Source organism: Adhaeribacter swui, assembly GCF_014217805.1.
Lineage (GTDB): Bacteria > Bacteroidota > Bacteroidia > Cytophagales > Hymenobacteraceae > Adhaeribacter > Adhaeribacter swui.
Genome location: NZ_CP055156.1, coordinates 5,432,715 through 5,450,735, shown reverse-complemented (window position 1 = coordinate 5,450,735; position 18,021 = coordinate 5,432,715). Strand labels below are relative to the sequence as shown.

Annotated in this window: 19 protein-coding genes; 10 read left to right on the top strand and 9 right to left on the bottom strand. The window is 42.3% G+C overall.

Annotated features, from left to right (window positions below):
* Nucleotides 1-51: 51 nt before the first annotated feature.
* Nucleotides 52-897 carry a phytanoyl-CoA dioxygenase family protein gene (locus HUW51_RS22570; RefSeq protein WP_185271856.1) on the bottom strand — a complete coding sequence of 282 codons (846 nt, stop codon included), beginning with the start codon at nucleotides 895-897 and terminating at the stop codon, nucleotides 52-54.
* Between the two features lie 381 nt (nucleotides 898-1,278).
* Here HUW51_RS22570 and HUW51_RS22565 point away from each other — a divergent pair, with 381 nt between their 5' ends.
* The 4 genes from HUW51_RS22565 (at nucleotide 1,279) to HUW51_RS22550 (ending at nucleotide 4,608) form a co-directional block, all read left to right on the top strand.
* On the top strand, nucleotides 1,279-1,827 hold the full coding sequence (locus tag HUW51_RS22565) for an RNA polymerase sigma factor (protein ID WP_185271855.1): 549 nt from the start codon (nucleotides 1,279-1,281) through the stop codon (nucleotides 1,825-1,827).
* A gap of 17 nt (nucleotides 1,828-1,844) precedes the next feature.
* Entirely contained in the window at nucleotides 1,845-2,690 is an 846-nt protein-coding gene (locus tag HUW51_RS22560; RefSeq protein ID WP_185271854.1) for an anti-sigma factor, read from the top strand.
* Nucleotides 2,691-2,739: 49 nt separating this feature from the next.
* Nucleotides 2,740-3,636 (top strand): hypothetical protein, encoded by an 897-nt coding sequence (locus HUW51_RS22555; RefSeq protein ID WP_185271853.1) that lies wholly within the window; start codon nucleotides 2,740-2,742, stop codon nucleotides 3,634-3,636.
* Between the two features lie 282 nt (nucleotides 3,637-3,918).
* On the top strand, nucleotides 3,919-4,608 hold the full coding sequence (locus HUW51_RS22550; RefSeq protein WP_185271852.1) for a DUF2461 domain-containing protein: 690 nt from the start codon (nucleotides 3,919-3,921) through the stop codon (nucleotides 4,606-4,608).
* On the opposite strand, the gene HUW51_RS22545 is transcribed toward HUW51_RS22550, so the two are convergent.
* The 3 genes from HUW51_RS22545 to HUW51_RS22535 are packed head-to-tail and all read right to left on the bottom strand — an operon-like array spanning nucleotide 4,570 to nucleotide 8,125.
* Nucleotides 4,570-5,943, bottom strand: coding sequence for a glycosyltransferase 87 family protein (locus tag HUW51_RS22545; RefSeq protein ID WP_185271851.1), 1,374 nt, complete (start codon nucleotides 5,941-5,943; stop codon nucleotides 4,570-4,572). The genes HUW51_RS22550 and HUW51_RS22545 overlap by 39 nt on opposite strands.
* A 5-nt stretch (nucleotides 5,944-5,948) precedes the next feature.
* Complete coding sequence (locus HUW51_RS22540) at nucleotides 5,949-7,430, bottom strand: cellulose synthase family protein (RefSeq protein WP_185271850.1); 1,482 nt, start codon at nucleotides 7,428-7,430, stop codon at nucleotides 5,949-5,951.
* A 2-nt stretch (nucleotides 7,431-7,432) separates the two neighbouring features.
* Nucleotides 7,433-8,125, bottom strand: coding sequence for a glycosyltransferase family 2 protein (locus HUW51_RS22535; protein WP_185271849.1), 693 nt, complete (start codon nucleotides 8,123-8,125; stop codon nucleotides 7,433-7,435).
* Nucleotides 8,126-8,259: 134 nt separating this feature from the next.
* Here HUW51_RS22535 and HUW51_RS22530 point away from each other — a divergent pair, with 134 nt between their 5' ends.
* Together HUW51_RS22530 and HUW51_RS22525 are read left to right on the top strand one after the other, a co-directional pair.
* Complete coding sequence (locus HUW51_RS22530; RefSeq protein WP_185271848.1) at nucleotides 8,260-8,721, top strand: peroxiredoxin; 462 nt, start codon at nucleotides 8,260-8,262, stop codon at nucleotides 8,719-8,721.
* A gap of 329 nt (nucleotides 8,722-9,050) precedes the next feature.
* Nucleotides 9,051-10,064, top strand: a complete 1,014-nt coding sequence (locus HUW51_RS22525) for an alpha/beta fold hydrolase (protein WP_185271847.1) — start codon at nucleotides 9,051-9,053, stop codon at nucleotides 10,062-10,064.
* Nucleotide 10,065: 1 nt separating this feature from the next.
* Here the strand turns inward: HUW51_RS22525 and HUW51_RS22520 are convergent, their stop codons facing one another.
* From HUW51_RS22520 to HUW51_RS22510, 3 genes are all read right to left on the bottom strand, one after another.
* Nucleotides 10,066-11,415, bottom strand: a complete 1,350-nt coding sequence (locus tag HUW51_RS22520) for a 4Fe-4S binding protein (protein ID WP_185271846.1) — start codon at nucleotides 11,413-11,415, stop codon at nucleotides 10,066-10,068.
* Between the two features lie 29 nt (nucleotides 11,416-11,444).
* Nucleotides 11,445-11,675, bottom strand: coding sequence for a hypothetical protein (locus HUW51_RS22515; RefSeq protein ID WP_185271845.1), 231 nt, complete (start codon nucleotides 11,673-11,675; stop codon nucleotides 11,445-11,447).
* Between the two features lie 282 nt (nucleotides 11,676-11,957).
* Nucleotides 11,958-12,374, bottom strand: coding sequence for a hypothetical protein (locus tag HUW51_RS22510; RefSeq protein ID WP_185271844.1), 417 nt, complete (start codon nucleotides 12,372-12,374; stop codon nucleotides 11,958-11,960).
* A 430-nt stretch (nucleotides 12,375-12,804) separates the two neighbouring features.
* On the opposite strand from HUW51_RS22510, the gene HUW51_RS22505 reads away from it, so the two are divergent.
* The 3 genes from HUW51_RS22505 to HUW51_RS22495 all read left to right on the top strand — a co-directional run bounded on the left by HUW51_RS22505 (nucleotide 12,805) and on the right by HUW51_RS22495 (nucleotide 15,656).
* Complete coding sequence (locus HUW51_RS22505; protein WP_185271843.1) at nucleotides 12,805-12,990, top strand: hypothetical protein; 186 nt, start codon at nucleotides 12,805-12,807, stop codon at nucleotides 12,988-12,990.
* Between the two features lie 198 nt (nucleotides 12,991-13,188).
* Nucleotides 13,189-13,395, top strand: a complete 207-nt coding sequence (locus HUW51_RS22500) for a hypothetical protein (RefSeq protein ID WP_185271842.1) — start codon at nucleotides 13,189-13,191, stop codon at nucleotides 13,393-13,395.
* Between the two features lie 224 nt (nucleotides 13,396-13,619).
* Entirely contained in the window at nucleotides 13,620-15,656 is a 2,037-nt protein-coding gene (locus HUW51_RS22495) for a M3 family metallopeptidase (RefSeq protein WP_185271841.1), read from the top strand.
* Between the two features lie 118 nt (nucleotides 15,657-15,774).
* Here the strand turns inward: HUW51_RS22495 and HUW51_RS22490 are convergent, their stop codons facing one another.
* Nucleotides 15,775-16,188: a hypothetical protein gene (locus tag HUW51_RS22490; RefSeq protein ID WP_185271840.1), complete on the bottom strand. Its 414-nt coding sequence runs from the start codon at nucleotides 16,186-16,188 to the stop codon at nucleotides 15,775-15,777.
* 180 nt (nucleotides 16,189-16,368) lie between these two features.
* Nucleotides 16,369-17,430: a PA0069 family radical SAM protein gene (locus HUW51_RS22485; RefSeq protein WP_185271839.1), complete on the bottom strand. Its 1,062-nt coding sequence runs from the start codon at nucleotides 17,428-17,430 to the stop codon at nucleotides 16,369-16,371.
* Between the two features lie 338 nt (nucleotides 17,431-17,768).
* On the opposite strand from HUW51_RS22485, the gene HUW51_RS22480 reads away from it, so the two are divergent.
* On the top strand, nucleotides 17,769-18,017 hold the full coding sequence (locus HUW51_RS22480) for a hypothetical protein (RefSeq protein WP_185271838.1): 249 nt from the start codon (nucleotides 17,769-17,771) through the stop codon (nucleotides 18,015-18,017).
* The last annotated feature ends 4 nt before the right edge of the window (nucleotides 18,018-18,021 follow it).

The window sequence follows — 18,021 nt, the reverse complement described above, 5'->3', positions numbered from 1 at the left end:
ATCAGGCAAACCTGGTAAGCCGGTTTGCCTGATTTTTAAAAATTTTTAATTTTAAGCTTCCCCCATCATTAAACCCTCAATGGTATGGGCCTGGTAAATAGGTTCCAGTTTATCTACTAAGCGGTAAGTCAGGTGTTGCTTTAAATATTCAGGTAAAGTTTCGAAGTAAGCCCGGGTAATCTGCAAATCGTGGCGCTCGGCGTTGTTGGCGGTGGGGGCATCTACGCCCAAGACCAGCGCCGGACGGGGTTTATCGGAGTAATTGGCGGTGCCCCGGTGAATGGTTAACGCGGATCGTGTGGAAATGTCGCCCATTTTGGGCATTTTGCGTTGGGCTAGAGCCTGGTAACGGGGGTAACTATCTTTCGCGGGAAACATACCGTGCTCAAAGTTGTCGGGTAAGTCCCACTGCGTGCCGGGGGCAATTTCAAACGGACCCATATCCTCGGCCACATCCACCGTAGTTAAGTTAAATGCCAGCGAATTTAACCGGCGGCCCACAATAGTATCTTCGGGATCCGGAAAATCGCGGTGCCAGGGTTGATCTACGGCTCCTGGGTTAGGTATGTCAAAGCCAATTTCTACAATTTTGTAATCCGGGCCCAGCACCGCTTCACAAACGGCTGTTACCCAGGGGTGCGTAGCTAAGTCCACAAAGCCCCGGATATCTTCCGGATGAATCTCGACGTAGTGCCGCTTGGGACCGCGGCCCACCGCTCCGCCGGGGCGTTTTAAGGCATCCTGGTACAAGAGCCAAATATCTTCGTCGAGTTGCTGTACCCACTCCCGGCTAAAAGCGCCTTTTAGGGCAATAAAACCATCGCCGTACAAACCACCCATAATTTTGGCTATGTCGTAGGTAGCCGCGGCAGTTTTTTTAAAATTTTCTTCCACCATAACCTGCTATGTTTACTGTTTGGTATAAATACCCGTTAAATCAATTTACTGTTTCGCAGATTTGGTTGGCTAGGTAGTTTTAGAATGATTGACCCCGCTAATAAAACGCATCCGGAAAGCGGTAGTATAAACTTTTATAAAATTAAGCTGGTGCTTTGCAGTTAAAATAGCTGACTAATCGCTTAGGAAGTATTCTTTTTGTAAATTTAAATCGGTTTTTAGATTAATTAGAGCAAAAACAAGGAAAATTATTAAAAACAGAAGTAGAATTGTAAAACAAAAAATGGAAATATGAGTTTGTAAAAACAGTTTAAGATTATTTAATAAAGTTTAAACAGTTTTACCTATTCTACAGTAAATCCAACTACTAAATTTTTAAAATTGTCACCAAATCAGCCGATAGCCATAGTGGAGGAAGAACTAGTAGCACGACTGCGCTTACAAGACAACGCGGCCGTTACGCAACTATACGATATGTATTCGGCGGCTTTGTTTGGCGTAATCCTGCGCATTGTAAAAGACAATGAACTAGCCGAAGACGTGCTGCAGGAGTGTTTTGTAAAAATTTGGTCGTCCATTACTTCTTACGATTCTACAAAGGGCAAGCTTTTTACCTGGCTGATTAATATTGCCCGAAATTTAGCCATTGATAAAATCCGGTCTCGGCAATACCGCGTAAGTTCAAAAACCCAGGGATTAGAAAAAAGCCAGGTACAGTATACCGCCGATGTAAATAGTTTTCGGCCGGAATACATTGGTTTAAAAGAGTTAACCGCCAAACTGAATCCGGATCAAAAAAAAGTAATTGATATGATGTATTTTGATGGTTTTACGCAGAGTGAGGTAGCCGAAGAACTAAACATTCCGTTGGGTACGGTTAAAACCCGGGCCCGGGCTGCAATTAAAGCCTTAGGTAAATTTTTAAAATAAGTACACCCATAAATAAATTGAATATTCAGGAATACATAGCCTCCGGAGTATTAGAGTTATACGCCACCGGACTCCTTACGCCCCCCGAAAAGGTGGAAGTGGAGCGTATGGCGGAGCTTTACCCGGAAGTTAAGGCGGAGTTAGCTGCTATTTCGGATACCCTGGATACCTACGCCCAACTACACGCCCTAGAACCACCGGCCGACTTGAAAGCAAAAATTTTAAATAAAATTGAGAATAGCAGCCAGGCAGCCGCTAACGTAAATCAAACAAATTTTAAAAATATTGCTTTTTCTCCGGATGGACGTAGTGCCGCTACATACGCAGATTCGCGGGATAATACAAGTTGGTGGGCAATAGCGGCTACCATTTTGCTTTTAATCAGCGCTGGCTTAAACTTTTATTTTTATAGTAACTGGCAAACCACCAGAAAGCAATACCAGGTTGCTTTAGCTACTCAAAACCAATACGCTCAGCAAGTGCGGCAGGTAAACCATAAATACGAGTTAACGGCTGCCGAATTAGCCGTTATTACGCACAGCCAAACGCAAAAAGTAAATTTAAAAGGCGTCCGCAAATCGCCAGCCTCTTCGGCGGTAGTTTACTGGAACACCAACACCAAAGATGTATTCGTGAAAATTGCCGATTTACCCAAGCCACCCGCCAACCGGCAATACCAACTCTGGGCTTTAGAGAACGGCAAACCGGTAAACGCCGGTATGGTTCAGTTAGAGCCCGATTCTGAGGCGGTGCAGCACATGAAAGCCGTGCACCAGGCGCAGGCTTTTGCCATCACCCTGGAACCCAAAGGCGGTAGCCAAAACCCCACCATGGAAGAAATGTACGTGATGGGTCAGATTTAAATCCAGTATAGGTAATGGTAGCTTGTTAACCGGTTACTATATTTAAGGCATGTTCCGTACTTATTTAATGGCCTTGTTTTTAAAACCAAAAATCTTTTTGTCGTTTGCGGCAACGCTTGGGGCTATCATGCTGGGTGTTTTGGCTTGTTCCAATGGCACAGACCGTTATGGTAATCCGGATTATGCCCAATATTTTAAAAAAAACTGGGCCCAAGATAAGTTGTGGGACGATGGTTTAGCCGAAGTAGCTATTTACGATGCGCAGCGCAATATTTATAACAAACCCCGCCGCTTTGAATACACCTTAATTACTGTAAAAGAAGATTTTAATAAAGAATTTAACGTTAAAACCGACGATTACCAGCGGAAAGATTTGTTTCCAGTGATTAAAGTAAATGAGTTTGCCCGCATTCCTACGGATAATTACCCGTATCATTTTTTAACTTCCTTGTTTTTTAAAAGAGAAAACCCAGTGGTGCTGCACAAACTTACCGGCTCGTCGCAGGAATGGTGCGGCAATACGTTTAAGGCTATTACTAAGGCCGGAAGCAGTTTTATTTACCAGTATAATTCGTACTGGGATAACCAGGGCACCGGCGAAATGAAATTAAAAGAATTAGCCTTGTTTGAAGATCAATTGCCCTATACGTTGCGCAGTATGGCTTTTGCCGAGAATTTAACTTTTAATGCTCCCGTGTACGAGTTGCAGCAAACCTCCAAAGCTACCCGGCCGCAGCTTTTTCAAGCTAAATTCATTGTTAGCCGCAGTACCGATCCGGCGGTAACTCCGGGAGCCTGGCTGGTGCGCGTGCAGTTTATCCCGGACAAAGAAAGCAAGTATTGGTTTAGTGATAAATATCCTCACGCCTTGTTACGGCAGCAATCCTATGATGGCCGTACCCTGAACTTAAAATCCATCCGCCGCTACGCCTACTGGCAGCATTAGGGTTGCAGGTTGCAAATTAAGTTGTAAGTTTAGGTTGTAGGTAGAAGGTTGTAAAAAATGAGAGATTTATGTTCTAACTGTAGATTTTACAATTTAGAAATTACCACTAATTTTAAAAAAATAAAATTATGGGTCCACTTTAATCTGACAATCTACAATCTACAACCTAAAACTTAAAACTTACAACTTAGAACTTATAACCTCCAACCTCCAACCAGTAATCTGCAGCCTGTAACCAAAATAACCTGTAACTTGCAACCTGCAACTTGTAACTTTTAAAGCATGAATACTCACTTTGCGCCGGATACGCTGCGGTTTATTTCGGATTTAAAAAAGAATAACGACCGGAACTGGTTTCAGGAAAATAAAAGCCGTTATGATGCGGCCCGAGCCGATTTTTTGGAGTTTATTAGTGCCTGGATAAAAGGCATTAGCGCCTTCGACGAAAGTGTAGCCGACCAAAACGCAAAAGATATTGTATTCCGGATTTACCGCGATGTGCGTTTCTCGAACGATAAACGACCTTATAAAGATCATTTTGGTGCATATTTGGCGCCGGGCGGACGTAAATCAGTGTATCCCGGGTATTACTTTCATTTAAGTACGAATAACCAATCGTTTATGGGAGGTGGTTTGTGGATGCCGCCAGCTAACCATTTAAAAGCCGTGCGCCAGGAAATTGATTACAATTTACCGGAGTTTACGGGCATTGTGCAAAATCCTGGCTTTATAGAATACTTTGGAACGGAGCTGGCCGGCGAAAAATTAAAAACCAACCCCAAAGGATACGATGGCGACAATCCGGCGATTACTTACCTAAAACATAAAAGCTGGGTAGCCATGCACGCCATTCCGGATCAGCAACTCGGGCAAACCGACTTGCTGCAAAAAAGCTTGCAAATAGCCGAAACCCTAAAACCCCTGAACGACTTTTTAATCCGGCCCATGCTGGAAGTCAGTACGGAAGAATAAGTTATTGCTTAGAATGAAAATTATATATTTTTTTAAAAATTTGTGTTTCTGAAGTTCAAACAGCAAGAAACCAAAAACCAAACAATACTCTATCGCCACTAAAACCAAGTTCTCGTGGTAAGCGCTCGTTTGGTACGTCGCGTAGGATAAAACGGCCAATCCCGACCAAACTACAGGAAAGCGGTAGTTGGTTAGAACCGCTAAAGCTACTAAAGTAGTTAAATACCAAGGGTGCACCGTAGTAGCCAGAAAAAAGTACACGCTAAAGGCCAGCAGTAAAATTATAGGAATCTGACCCTTAGATAATTTGCGGCTTTTGTAAGCCAGAATAACGACTAAAATACAGGTTAACAGCGACAGGAAAGGCCCTATAATGGCAATGGAGTTATAGCCCACCAACTGAAAACCCAGCCACCGGAGCAGGTAATACATACTGGCATTAAACTCAAATTTCTGAAAATATAAGTTTAAGCTTTCGCCCAGGTTCCGGAATAATTGCTCTGATGCATAAGGTAAAAACAACAAAACTAAAGTTAAACTTACCACGGTGCCAAATACTAGAAACTTACGCCAGCCCAGCCGGGCCAGCAAAACGGGCATCACCAGCAAAGGCAATAATTTTACCCCAATCGCTAAACTAAACAATACTCCTGCACCTATCATTTTTTGCTGCGTGAGTAAGTACAAGCTGCTTAGCAGAAAAAACAACACCAGCGCTTCGAAATGTAAGTTGCCTGTTAGTTCTACTATTACCAAGGGGTTTAAAGCGTACCAAATAACATTATTGCCTGATTTTTTAAATTTTTGCAATAATTTAATGAGTAGCCACATGTTGCCCAGTTCAGCCAACAGAATAACAAACCGCATAAATACGACCATGCCGCCCTTGCTGGGAAAAAGCCAGGCTGCCGCGGTGAAGATAAACTGACAAACCGGCGGGTAAACCGAAAAGTATTCCGGGGAGTTCAGGCGGTGAAACAAGGCCGGCGTAATGCCGGTTATTTTGGTGGGCGCGCTTACGTAATAGGAGGGAAGCTGCTCAAACGGATTGATGCCGGCTAAACCCAAGCGGCCATCCCAGATAAACCGGAAATAATCGTCGGATAAAGCTGGCCAGGCAAACAAAAACAGCAAGCGGCAGATTACCGCGGTTAAAAGCAAAATTTTTACAGAATAGCTACCCCTACATAATTTGTAATAAGCCACAAAGGCTAGGGCAAACCAGCCCGCAACCTGCCAAAACTGCGTGCGTTGCGTTAAATAACCCAAGCCCAGGTAGGCCACTACGGCTAGAAATGCCCATAAATAAAAAGAAATTCCGGTTTTCCGCTCCATGTTCGTTAGCGGCTATGTTTTAAAGTTAAGAAAAATACGCCCCCTAAACCCAATGTAAGCATGATATGGAAGGGGAGCAACCCGTAACGATGCAGGTAAAAACCCGCAAAAACCCCGATTAAAAAGTACATAGCCAGTATACCTTCCAGTACCGTAAGCAAATTAATGGATGCCGTGCGGTACGGATTCTGTTGCCAGCTATCGTGGTTGCTGCGGATGTTAAATTTGGGCGTGCGAATAAATGGTGTTTTTTTACCGGTATACCCCTCCATTACGGCCAAGGCATTATGCAAGGATAAACCCATCGAAAAAGTTAAAAACCAGAAAAATCGCGGTAAAAATAATAGCCTGGAACCGGAACGTGCCCCTTGGTTGCTTTGGCGGTAAGCAGTGTAGTAAAAAGCAACTAATCCGGCCAGGCTGATTAAGAATAGCGCCCGGGATAAATAGTAAGCTTGCCACTGCGGATAAAACTCCTGAATAAACAGTACCGGCAAACTAAGCAAACCCGTTAGTAAAACTCCTACAAAAACACTGCTGTTGCCCAAATGAAACAAAGCATGCATTTTAGTTAACCAGGGCTTGTCCGACCGGAATACCTTTCCCAAATTTTTGCGGGCATTTTCGGCAGCGCCCTTCGTCCAACGAAATTGCTGCGATTTAATGGCGGGCATGGTTACGGGCAACTCCGCGGGCGCTTCTAAAAATTCTAAATAGCGGAACTGCCAGTGGCGTAATTGGGCCCGGTAACTTAAGTCTAAATCCTCGGTGAGCGTATCGGCTTGCCAGCCACCGGCATCCTCGATGCAGGCTTTGCGCCAGATGCCACCAGTACCGTTAAAATTTAAAAAATGCCCGCCGCAACTGCGGCCCGTTTGCTCCACGGTAAAATGCGCATTCAGTCCAAAAGCCTGAAGTTGGGTTAATAAGGAATAATTTTCGTTAAGGTGCCCCCACCGGGTTTGTACTACACCTACTGTTGGATTTTTAAATTCTACTACCGTTTTAATTAAAAAATCCGGAGATGGCAAAAAGTCGGCGTCAAAAATGGCAATAAATTCGCCGGTAGCTAAGGGAAGCGCGTATTGTAATGCTCCTGCTTTGTAACCCTGCCGCCCGGGCCGGAGTACCTGCGTTATGTTATACCCTTGCTGCTGGTAAAAAGCTACCTTCCTGGCCACCAGGGTTTTGGTTTCATCCTCTGAGTCGTCCAGTACTTGGATTTGCAGTTTATCATTGGGATAATCCAAAGCCACAATAGCATCTATTAATCTTTCTACTACAAATTTTTCGTTGTACACGGGTAACTGTACTGTAACCAGGGGTAAATTAAGGGGCTGCAGGGGAGTAGCCGTGCCTAAAGCAGAATTTTGTTTCCGGCATCGCCAGTACAAAAAGGTTAAATGTAGTTGAATCAGGCTGTAACAAAAGATAAAAGCCAAGCCCAAGCCATATAGCACAATTAAAAGCAACGCCAGAGTACCCATTCCTACAAATATCGGAAAATGGTGGTAATTATTTTGTAGCCGGCCAATACCGTACCTTTCAGCGTACCCGATATTTTAGAAAACCCAATTCTTTTGCGATAAGTTACCGGTACTTCGGTGTACCTGATTTTTTGCTTGGCAGACTTTAGTTGCATTTCTACGGTCCAGCCGTAGGTTCGGTCTTGCATGTTTAGCTGCACTAAAGTTTCGGTACGGATGGCGCGAAAGGGGCCTAAATCAGTGAAATTAGCGTTATAAAAAAGTTTAAGTAAAGTAGTAGCCAGCCAGTTGCCAAAAATTTGCTGGGGCAGCATGGCCCCTTTTTCCCGGTTACCTAAAGCCCGGGAGCCAATCACTAAATCAGCCCGGTTTTCCAGAATGGGTTGCACCAACAAAGGCATTTCGTTGGGGTAATCCGAAAAATCGCCATCCACAAACACGATAATCTGGGGTTTTTCGGGGGCAGGTTTATTTAAACAATAAGCAATACCGGTTAAACAAGCGTTGCCGTAACCAGCCTCCGCGGCAAACAAAACGGTGGCTCCGGCTGTTTGAGCTACTTGAGCGGTTTGGTCAGTAGAATTATTGTTTACCACAATTATTTCGGTTACTAATTCCTGCGGAATAGCGGCAATTACTTGTTTAATGGATTTTTCTTCGTTGTAAGCAGGAATAATAACGTGGATGCGCGGCATGCCACAAAGGTAAGATAATGTGCAGAAGAATAAATAAGCGGATCGCTGAAACCCAAAGTAGTATTTTAGGTTACATATCTGCTAAAGCCAAACTAACTGTTTCTTGAAGTTACTTTTATCTTAAATTTTTAAAAATGTTAAAACCCGGAACACCTGCCCCTGACTTTGCTTTGCAAAATGCCCAAAACCAAACTTTTCGTCTAAGCGATTTGCGCGATAAAAAAAGTATAGTATTGTATTTTTACCCCAAAGACGATACCCGGGGTTGTACCGCCGAGGCGTGTTCTTTCCGGGACCAGTACGAAGTTTTTCAGGAGCAAGGCGCCGAAGTAGTTGGCGTATCGTCTGACGGCACAGACTCGCACCAGAGCTTTGCGACCAAATACCAACTGCCCTTTGTTTTGCTCAGCGACCCCCAAGGTCAGGTGCGTAAATTGTACGATGTGCCCAAAACACTGGGCCTTATACCGGGTCGGGCTACTTACGTAATCGATAAAAAAGGCATGGTGCGGTATGCGTTTAACTCTCAGCTAAAGCCCTTGGAACACGTACAAAATGCCATTAAAATTTTGCAGGAACTAGCCCAGCAACAATAGCAAGCAACGGAAAAATCAAATAATTTAAAATTTTAGAATAAAGATTTAAGTTGTTCTTTTTGGGTTTTTACCGACAAGTAGCCCGGTTAGTAGACATAGCAGCTTGGCGAAGATGCCAAACCGGCGATAGTTCAGCTACATTCTATTATGCTAAACAATTGCATGATAAGCCGGTAATCAAAAAGAGAATTTTTAAATTTTTCTATTTTTAACTGCTATAAAAAATTATTCAGGCAGAAGTAAATAAGCCAACAAGTTTAAATAATTTAGTCGGTTTATTTACGACTTGTAATTTCTAACGCTAACCACTAAACTTATCTAAACCTTCTATGATTTGTTACCGGATACTGGTATTGTTTATCTCTTTTCTGTTCTTTTTTGCGCCGCGTTATGGCCAGGCTCAAACGCCGGAAGTGCCCGAGGTTTTAGACGCCGAAATTTCAGAATATACTTATCCTTACCCGGTGCACTACATCCAGTTACAAATTGAAAATACCGCCTGTAAGATGGCTTACATGGATGTTTTACCCAAACAAAACAATGCTACCCGGCCGGCCATTGTATTGTTGCACGGTAAAAATTTTATGGGAGCTTATTGGCGCCAAACGATAAAATACCTTTCGGGTCAGGGGTATCGGGTAATTGTTCCGGACCAGGTTGGTTTTGGTAAATCGTCTAAGCCTTCTTTGCACTACAGTTTTCATCAGTTAGCCACCAATACCCGGCAATTATTAGATACGCTGGGTGTAAACAAAGCCGTGGTAATAGGGCATTCGATGGGTGGTATGTTGGCAACCCGCTTTGCTTTAATGTACCCCGAAGTAGTAACCAAATTGATACTGGAAAACCCGATTGGCCTGGAAGATTACCGCACTTTGGTGCCTTATTCTACCCTGGAAGCAGCCTACCAGCGCGAACTAAAAACTACCGAAGAATCTATTAGTACTTATTTTAAAACGTATTTCCCGGAATGGTTACTCGAGTACGACGAGTGGGTGAAAGTACCGGCCGCCCAAACCCGCAGTAAAGATTACGCTGCGGTAGCGCTGGCCTCGGCCCAAACCTATGATATGATTTACCAGCAACCTATTGTTTACGAATTAGAACTGTTGCAAATGCCGACTTTGTTAATTATTGGGCAAGCCGATCGTACGGTAGTGGGCAAAGCACTTATAAAAGACAAAGCCGTATTGGCACGGGCTGGTAATTACCCTAATTTGGGCCGTAAGGCAGTTAATCAAATCAGGTCGAGTAAACTGGTGGGCTTACCCGGTGTAGGTCACATTCCGCATCTGCAAACTCCCGAAGCTTTTCATAAAGCCTTAATTAGTTTTATAAAATAGCTTATTTTAAAATTCTAACATTTTCTGAAGAAATAAAAGCGGTGGGCTGGAACCGGTCTTGGCGCGGGCCGTTTTCCAGGTTTAAAACACCGCGTGGGCAAACGGTGGCGCACATGCCGCAACCCACGCACGACGACCGGATAATGGGTTGGCCTTGTTGGGCATACCATCTTACATCGATTCCCATCTCGCAGTAATTAGAACAATTGCCACAGGAAATGCATTGGCCGCCGTTCGTGGTTATCCTGAACCGGGAAAAATGCTTTTGCAGAATACCTAGATACGCCGCCATGGGGCAACCAAACCGACACCAAACCCGCGAACCCATGATGGGATAAAAACCTACCCCAATAACTCCGGAAAAAATTGAGCCGATAAAGAACCCGTAGGTTTGCGAAAAACCGTTCGATAAACCTCCCAGAATTCCACCTCCGGTAACCGAGTTTACCCAAAGCAGCAAGGTAGTAAGTATAATAAAACCCAATACTGGATAAATAATGGCTACCTCCCATTGCCAGGCCTTCCGAGATTTATCCGATAAATGTCGGTATGGGTCACCGGCAGTCTCGGCTAAGCCGCCGCAGCCGCATACCCAACTGCAATACCACCGCTTGCCAAAAAAATAAGTAAGCACGGGCACGCCAATTAAAGAAATTACCGCCGTCCAGAAAACAAAAAATACCCCCAACGCTCCTGGTGTTTTAATTAAATAATCCACGGTGCCCGGAAACAAATAATCGTATTTAAGGGGCCAGAAGTAAGAAGGATAAAATTCGGGTTGATTAAATAAAATTAAAAAGTAAGGAATAAGATAAGCCAGCACCAACTGAAAAAACATAACCGACAATGTGCGGATAATGTGGTACGTACTGTGGCGGTATTTAAATAAGGCACGCACGCCCATAATTACTACCGCTAAGGTGTAAAAAGTGCCGTATAAAAACCACCGGTCAGCTTCGATCCCGCGTATAAAATAACTCAAAGGATCGATACTCCTGATTAAACCCGTCATTAAACCGGGCCACCAGTAAAGCACCACGTAAAAACCCGTTAAAAATACGCCGGTTACCCAGGCAATTAAACCCCTGCTGGTGGAGCTACGCAGCCAGATACCGTTAATCCGGACACCCGGTTGGGTTTTTAAATAAGTCCGGAAAAAATAGGTAAGTAAAGCAACTAAGGCCAGCGCAATACCAGTAACCATAAAATTTACCTCGCCTTTTGCCTGAAAACCGCTGATAAAAATTAAAAGCAAGCCTAAGCCTAAGCTGCTCAAAGCCAATTTTTGTAGCCAGTCGGTTTTATCCGGAAAATGTAAGTTAGCCGCAGAGTTTAATTCAGATGAAGTCATGGGTTGATTAAAAATAAACCGCCTTAAAATTAATGGTGGTGATGGTGATGGCCGTGATCGTCGGGTTTGGTATTAAAATTTATAATGGCCCCAATAATAAAAACGCCCAGCCAACAAGCATATAAAGCATTAAAACTGGCAATATGTTTATTGGCAATCTCCAAAATAGCGTGGGCTACTAAAGTCATTACCAAACCTACCACCGCAATAAACTGGTAGGAATTCATTTCTTTAAAATTATATAATTTGCTTGTTTTCATTTTTTAAATTTTATGCTTATTTACGTATCCAGTTTTATGGTCTGGTTGCCGGTAAAAGACTATTTATTTTTAGAGTATACGTAAGTGTTTTTTTATGGGCAATTTTAAGCTTTAGAAATGGTATTTGGTTATTTACATCTAATGTAACAATTAGGAGTAAACTTTAATGCATGGTTGGTTACCTTATTGCTACAACAATTAAATAGACAAAACGCTTTTTTTAAGCAAAACAAAAAGGCCGCTGTGGTTAGCAGCGGCCTAAATACAGGAAAAGCTTAAAGTTTATTTAATTTTCTTTTCGTTGGTAGCTACGGGTTTGGCCTTCTCGGGCTTTTCTGTCTGGGCGGCAGTAAGATTAGCGTCTTCGTTGGCGTGCTTGTAATTGGTGTAAGCTGCTAACTGCACTGGGTTTAAAATGGCCGTAAACTGTTTGTCAAAATTATCTTCTACTTCTTTCATCTTAGCTGCCATAACAGTGGCATCGGCGCTGTATAAAGTAGCAATTTCGTCCGATTTTAAAATTCTTTCCCGGTTCAACGACCGCAGTTTAATAAATTCTGCCTCGTTCAACTGCAGTTCGGTAGCCATTACCCGGGTAAGTAAATTAATACGTTTATCTGCGGACGAGGAGATATCTTGTGCCTGAGCAGCCAGACTAAAAAATGCCGCTACAAACAAACTTAGATACAGTTTTTTCATATGGTTAACCTGCTAAAATCAAAAGAATTAAAATATTTTAATGAATAGTTGTATTGTTATATTGTGCAATATAAATATTTAACGTTAAAATAGAAAATTTGTTGTAAATAATTTATTCTGATAAAAACAGGATTTGTTGTAGGTAGTTATAAAACAACTACTTAACTTAAATTAAGATGGAGAAAAGCATGTATTTTGATAGGTGTAATCATATCTTACTGCATCATTTCGGAGGAGTATAACCAAGACGCTAACGTTCATTCATTTTAATCTTAACTTTTGCTTATTAATTTAATTTCAGGTGTTTAAAGCAGTAGGGAGGTATCTTGGTTTCTTTAGAAAAAATTATTATTTAAAATATTGATTCTTAAAAGATTATAGGTATATTTATAGTGCTTGTAAAAATGTTTATAAATCGAAAACAAACGCTATGAAAACAGAACCTTTACTCTACAATCCTGAATTTAAAATTTGCGCCAAATGCGGCCACCATTATAGCCGCCACCAACAAGCCTGCGACTTATGCGCACTGCCTAAAAGTAAACCAGAATATATTGCGGGCATCATAACTACCTTTATAGGAATTCTAGCCATGTATTTTATTTTTCAGCTTTAGGCCAATTTTTCTAAGCATTTTTAGTTTAGGAATAAATACGCGCCAAAAGCAGCAAAAATTAAGTTTTTATCGTTAGAGGCTAAATGTGTTTTGTTTGTAGCTTTACACAGTAATACACTATTGATTCATGATTAAAAAATTGGCTTATAATTCATGTTAGGGGTTAAAGATTTCGAATTGCTGTCTTTATCAGAAAAGATGCAATTTATACGACAGGAAGGGCATTATTTACATTACCGGATTAAAGGTTGGTGTAAAATAAATATTTATTGGTTGGGTAGTTTTTACGCCGAAGTGTGGTTTCTGTATAACTTAAAAGATGTAGGCTTAATCCGGACTTTTACCAAATCTGCTTGCCTGGACCCTTACTTACATAGCTTAGAGGTACCCGTACTTTTTGAATAAACAGGATTTTTCTTTTCAATAAATGAGATTTAATCTGGATTTTAGCTTGAAATAGGAGCCTTTTTTAGAATTTTTTTAAAAAAAAGTGACAACTCGGAATTATATAATTAATTTAAGCAGCTTTTAAAAGGATAGCGTTTTTAAAGTATTTACCGCACAAACCTGTTAAACGGGTTTCTATCCTTTCTAATCAAACTTAAATTAAATAATGTAATTACCTGCGCATGAATCCGCTTTTAGAAGATTTTGATACGCCATTCCAAACCGCGCCTTTTACCTTAATCCAGCACCAACATTATTTGCCTGCCATGCAGGAGGCCATAAAAAGGGGCCAAACTGAAATTAACGCCATAACCAGCAATTCTGCGGCGCCTACTTTCGAAAATACCATTTTGGCTTTGGAGCAAAGCGGCCAGTTACTGGATCAAATTTCCAGCATCTTTTTTAACTTAAACGCCGCTGAAACCGACCTGGAAATGCAGCACCTGGCAAAAGAAATTTCGCCGCTGTTAACCAGTTATGCCAACGATATTATGTTGGATGAAACTTTGTTTAAGCGCATTGAGCAAGTTTACCAAAACCGCGCCGAGTTAATTTTAACCGTTGAAGATGCCACCCTGCTGGAAAAAACCTACAAAAGCTTTGTACGGAACGGCGCCAATTTAAACGAGGCTAGTAAAAGCCGGTTGCGCGAAATTGATAACCAGCTATCGCAGCTATCGCTCACGTTTGGCGAAAACGTGTTGCACGAAACCAACAACTACGCGCTCGAAATAACGGATGCAGCCGATTTAGCCGGTTTGCCGGAGTCTTTGGTGGAGGCAGCCGCCCAAGCCGCCAAAGAAGCCGGTAAAGAAAATACCTGGTTGTTTACCCTACATTTGCCCAGTTATATTCCATTCATGACCTATGCCGAGAACCGGGGCCTCCGCCAGGAGTTGTACCGGGCTTACGCGTCCCGGGGGTGCCAGCAAAACGACCACAATAACGAAGCAGTAGTAATAAATATCGTGAAACTGCGGCAGGAGCGGGCTCAATTGTTAGGTTTTAAAACTCACGCGGATTTTGTATTGCAGGAGCGAATGGCCGAAAGCCCCGGCAAGGTGCAAGATTTTTTGCAGGATTTGCTGGTATACGCCAAACCCGTAGCAGAAACTGAATGGCAAAATTTAACTAATTACGCCAGCCAGATTGGCGGGCCAGGTGCCTTGCAACGTTGGGATTTATCGTATTACTCCGAAAAATTAAAAAAAGAAAAATATGCCATCGACGACGAAATCTTGAAGCCTTACTTTCCCTTAGAGCAAGTTATTGCGGGCGTATTTGCCGTTTCTAACAAGCTATACGGGTTGGTGTATAAAGAGAGTACCGAAATCCAAACATATCATCCGGATGTAAAAGTGTATGAGGTAGAAGATGAGGATGGCAAACACATTGGTATTTTTTACTGCGATTTTTTTCCTAGGCCCGGTAAACGCAACGGTGCCTGGATGACTTCGTACCGGTCTCAGAAAAAAGAAAACGGGCAAGACCAACGGCCACACGTGGCTATTGTGTGCAACTTTACCAAGCCTACTGCCTCTAAACCGGCCTTGCTTACGTTTAACGAAGTGCGTACTTTATTTCATGAGTTTGGCCATGCCCTGCATGGTTTGCTGGCCAATGGCACTTACGCCAGTTTATCGGGTACGCACGTGTATTGGGATTTTGTGGAATTGCCGTCGCAGGTTTTTGAAAATTGGACCACCGAAAAAGAAAGCTTGGATTTATTTGCCCGCCACTATCAAACCAACGAACCCATTCCGGATGAATTAATTCAGCGGCTTAAGCAAAGCACCAATTTTATGGCGGGCTATGCTACGCTCCGGCAAATAGGTTTGGCCCGGTTAGATTTAGCTTGGCATACTATCCCGGCAGAGCAAATCGCCGACGTATTTACTTTTGAGCAAAAAGCATTAGCCGAAACTGAAATATTGCCTTTAGTGCCGGGTACCAACACCAGTTGTTCTTTTTCGCACATTTTTCAGGGAGGCTATTCTTCGGGTTATTATAGTTATAAATGGGCCGAAGTATTAGATGCCGATGCCTTTGAGTTTTTTCAGGAAAAAGGGGTTTTTAATAAGCAAACCGCAACATTGTTCCGGCAACACATTCTTTCAGCGGGCGGCAGTGAGCCTCCCATGATTTTGTATAAACGTTTCCGGGGCAAAGAGCCATCACCCAAAGCCTTGCTTAAGCGAAATGGTTTGCTAAAAGAGTAAAATTTTAAAAAATTGCTTCCGCTATGATAAAAGTGGGAAAATCATAAAAGTCCATAAAAAATGCCAGCTACAAACTGGCATTTTTTACGGACTTTTATGATTTATTTATAGGGAGCTACTACGAGCGCTTCCGGGCACCGTTAAACTTACCGCGTTTCCCGCGCATGTTGCCTTGTTCTGCTTCAAATTTGGTAAACTGCTCTGGGGTAAGAATAGATTTTAATTCGGTATTAAAGTTTTCGCGAATATTCTTGGCTTGGTTCCGGTTTACTTTTTCGTTGGCTTCCCGGTTTTCGCGCATCGCATCTATTTGCGTTAGCCGTTTTAAATTCAGGGCTTTTACTTTCGCTTCCTGATCTGCTGATAAACCTAAGGTTTCCGTCATCATGGCGGTTTGGCGGTTAGCCCGTTCTTCTGGGGTGGCCCGGGTTCTGTTTTCCTGGGTTGGCGCCGTATTGTTATTTTGAATCTGAGCAAAACCCGTAGATACTGCCATAATTCCGAATGCAAGGGCAAAAAAGGTACTTTTCATATTAATTTAACTTTAATTTATTCTTTAGAGTACGGCTAGCCTAAAAGGTTTAATTTACCGGTTAAAAAGAGATTATATCCATTACCAGTAATTTTATTCCAAGCGTGATTTAGAATGTAAATTTTAAAAATTTAAAAAGCATTACGGTTTAAAAACCAGGAAAGCTGCTTATAGAATTACTCAGAATAAACGGAGTTGTTTGCCGGCCTTGGTACAAAATAAACTATAATTGTAAGGTTTCATTTGGCGGCCCTGTAGGTATTTTGCTTTGGTTACCCGAAACAAATTACTAATGGTGGTCGCCCATTCGCCCTCACCGGTCATTCGCCGGCCGTAAGTACTATCGTTAATCTGGCCTCCATGGCAGGCGGCAATTTGGTTTAGCACTTTATCGGCCCGGTCCGGATAGTTTTGGTGCACCCAATTTCTAAAAATTTCCCCTATCGAGCCATTTAACCGCACAATGGTATAGGCTGCCGACGAGGCCCCGTGAGCCGCGGCCTGTTGCAGCAGTTTCGGAATTTCGTGATCGTTTAAGCCCGGAATAATGGGGGCCACCATCACGTTTACCGAAATGCCTGCTTCGCTTAATTTTTGAATAACTGCTAAGCGTTTTGCCGCGGAGGCGGTGCGCGGCTCTAATTTGCTTCTAAGCTCTTCGTTAAGGGTAGTGAGTGAAATATTTACGTGCAGCAGGTTAAGTTGGTCGAGTTGGCGCAGAATATCTAAATCGCGTAAGATTAAGGCGTTTTTAGTAATAATACTTACCGGATGCCGGTATTGCAGGAGCACCTGCAGCATGCGCCGGGTAAGTTGCATTTTTTGCTCAATGGGTTGGTAACAATCGGTATTGCCAGACAGCATCAAAGGCATAACCTTCCAGTTCGGGTTCTCTAGCTGAGCAGCTAAGGTTTCGGGCGCGTTTTCTTTAATAATTATTTTTCTTTCAAAATCTAAGCCGGCGCTATAACCCCAATACTCGTGCGTGTTGCGGGCATAACAGTAGATGCAGCCATGTTCACAGCCTTGGTAAGGGTTCATAGAATACGAAAGGCCTAAATCCGGACTGGTCACTTTGTTAATGATCTTTTTTGGATTTTCGGTGTAGTATTCTGTTTTAGAATTTTGCAATAAAGGTCCATCCAGGCCTTCTACATGGTCGGTTACATATTCATTTTGTCGGAACCGGTTGCTGGGGTTCAACTGAGCGCCCCGGCCCTTAAAATACGTTTGTTCTTCCATTTTGCTAATATAATTATATTAGCAAAATATACTGTAGTTTGGCTAAAAAAGTTAGTAAAAATAAGTTCTTAAAATTTTTTAAGCTTGAAGTAAGAAACTAGCCAGCAGGTTTAGTTTTTAAAAATTAAAAGGGAAGGAGGAAGCTAAATTTAGATTTGCAGATAAGGAACAGAAAAACAGAAGGAATTTTTTAATGCAGAACGGAGTTTATACGAAATAAATCTTTTATAGTTATATAATTAGGTAGCTATTTACTTAATTTATCATTATCTTATTTAAACTTATAGTTGTAAATACATTTAAATCATTCGCCCACCTTCATCAATCCGGATTCACTTATGTTGGATTTAATTAATTTTGTAGCATTCTCCATCGGTTTTAATTTATTGTTTTTTATGTACGCCTCTACCAAAATGGAAAACAAACTAAATGCAGTTGCCACAACGGCATTATCGTTTTTGTTTAACATTCCGTTAAGTATTTTGCTGGTGGGGGTTTATACGGTTATGTTGGTGTACGGCTTAATTATCGGTGCCAACGAAGATGCGATGTGGGCTTATTTAGAAGAACGGGAAATTACGGAATAGAAAT

Coding starts and splice junctions, on each gene's coding strand:
- HUW51_RS22570 (WP_185271856.1), bottom strand. CDS start 897: ATGGTGGAAGAAAATTTTAAAAAAACTGCCGCGGCTACCTACGACATA.
- HUW51_RS22555 (WP_185271853.1), top strand. CDS start 2,740: ATGTTCCGTACTTATTTAATGGCCTTGTTTTTAAAACCAAAAATCTTT.
- HUW51_RS22550 (WP_185271852.1), top strand. CDS start 3,919: ATGAATACTCACTTTGCGCCGGATACGCTGCGGTTTATTTCGGATTTA.
- HUW51_RS22545 (WP_185271851.1), bottom strand. CDS start 5,943: ATGGAGCGGAAAACCGGAATTTCTTTTTATTTATGGGCATTTCTAGCC.
- HUW51_RS22540 (WP_185271850.1), bottom strand. CDS start 7,430: ATGGGTACTCTGGCGTTGCTTTTAATTGTGCTATATGGCTTGGGCTTG.
- HUW51_RS22535 (WP_185271849.1), bottom strand. CDS start 8,125: ATGCCGCGCATCCACGTTATTATTCCTGCTTACAACGAAGAAAAATCC.
- HUW51_RS22530 (WP_185271848.1), top strand. CDS start 8,260: ATGTTAAAACCCGGAACACCTGCCCCTGACTTTGCTTTGCAAAATGCC.
- HUW51_RS22525 (WP_185271847.1), top strand. CDS start 9,051: ATGATTTGTTACCGGATACTGGTATTGTTTATCTCTTTTCTGTTCTTT.
- HUW51_RS22520 (WP_185271846.1), bottom strand. CDS start 11,415: ATGACTTCATCTGAATTAAACTCTGCGGCTAACTTACATTTTCCGGAT.
- HUW51_RS22515 (WP_185271845.1), bottom strand. CDS start 11,675: ATGAAAACAAGCAAATTATATAATTTTAAAGAAATGAATTCCTACCAG.
- HUW51_RS22510 (WP_185271844.1), bottom strand. CDS start 12,374: ATGAAAAAACTGTATCTAAGTTTGTTTGTAGCGGCATTTTTTAGTCTG.
- HUW51_RS22505 (WP_185271843.1), top strand. CDS start 12,805: ATGAAAACAGAACCTTTACTCTACAATCCTGAATTTAAAATTTGCGCC.
- HUW51_RS22500 (WP_185271842.1), top strand. CDS start 13,189: ATGCAATTTATACGACAGGAAGGGCATTATTTACATTACCGGATTAAA.
- HUW51_RS22495 (WP_185271841.1), top strand. CDS start 13,620: ATGAATCCGCTTTTAGAAGATTTTGATACGCCATTCCAAACCGCGCCT.
- HUW51_RS22490 (WP_185271840.1), bottom strand. CDS start 16,188: ATGAAAAGTACCTTTTTTGCCCTTGCATTCGGAATTATGGCAGTATCT.
- HUW51_RS22485 (WP_185271839.1), bottom strand. CDS start 17,430: ATGGAAGAACAAACGTATTTTAAGGGCCGGGGCGCTCAGTTGAACCCC.
- HUW51_RS22480 (WP_185271838.1), top strand. CDS start 17,769: ATGTTGGATTTAATTAATTTTGTAGCATTCTCCATCGGTTTTAATTTA.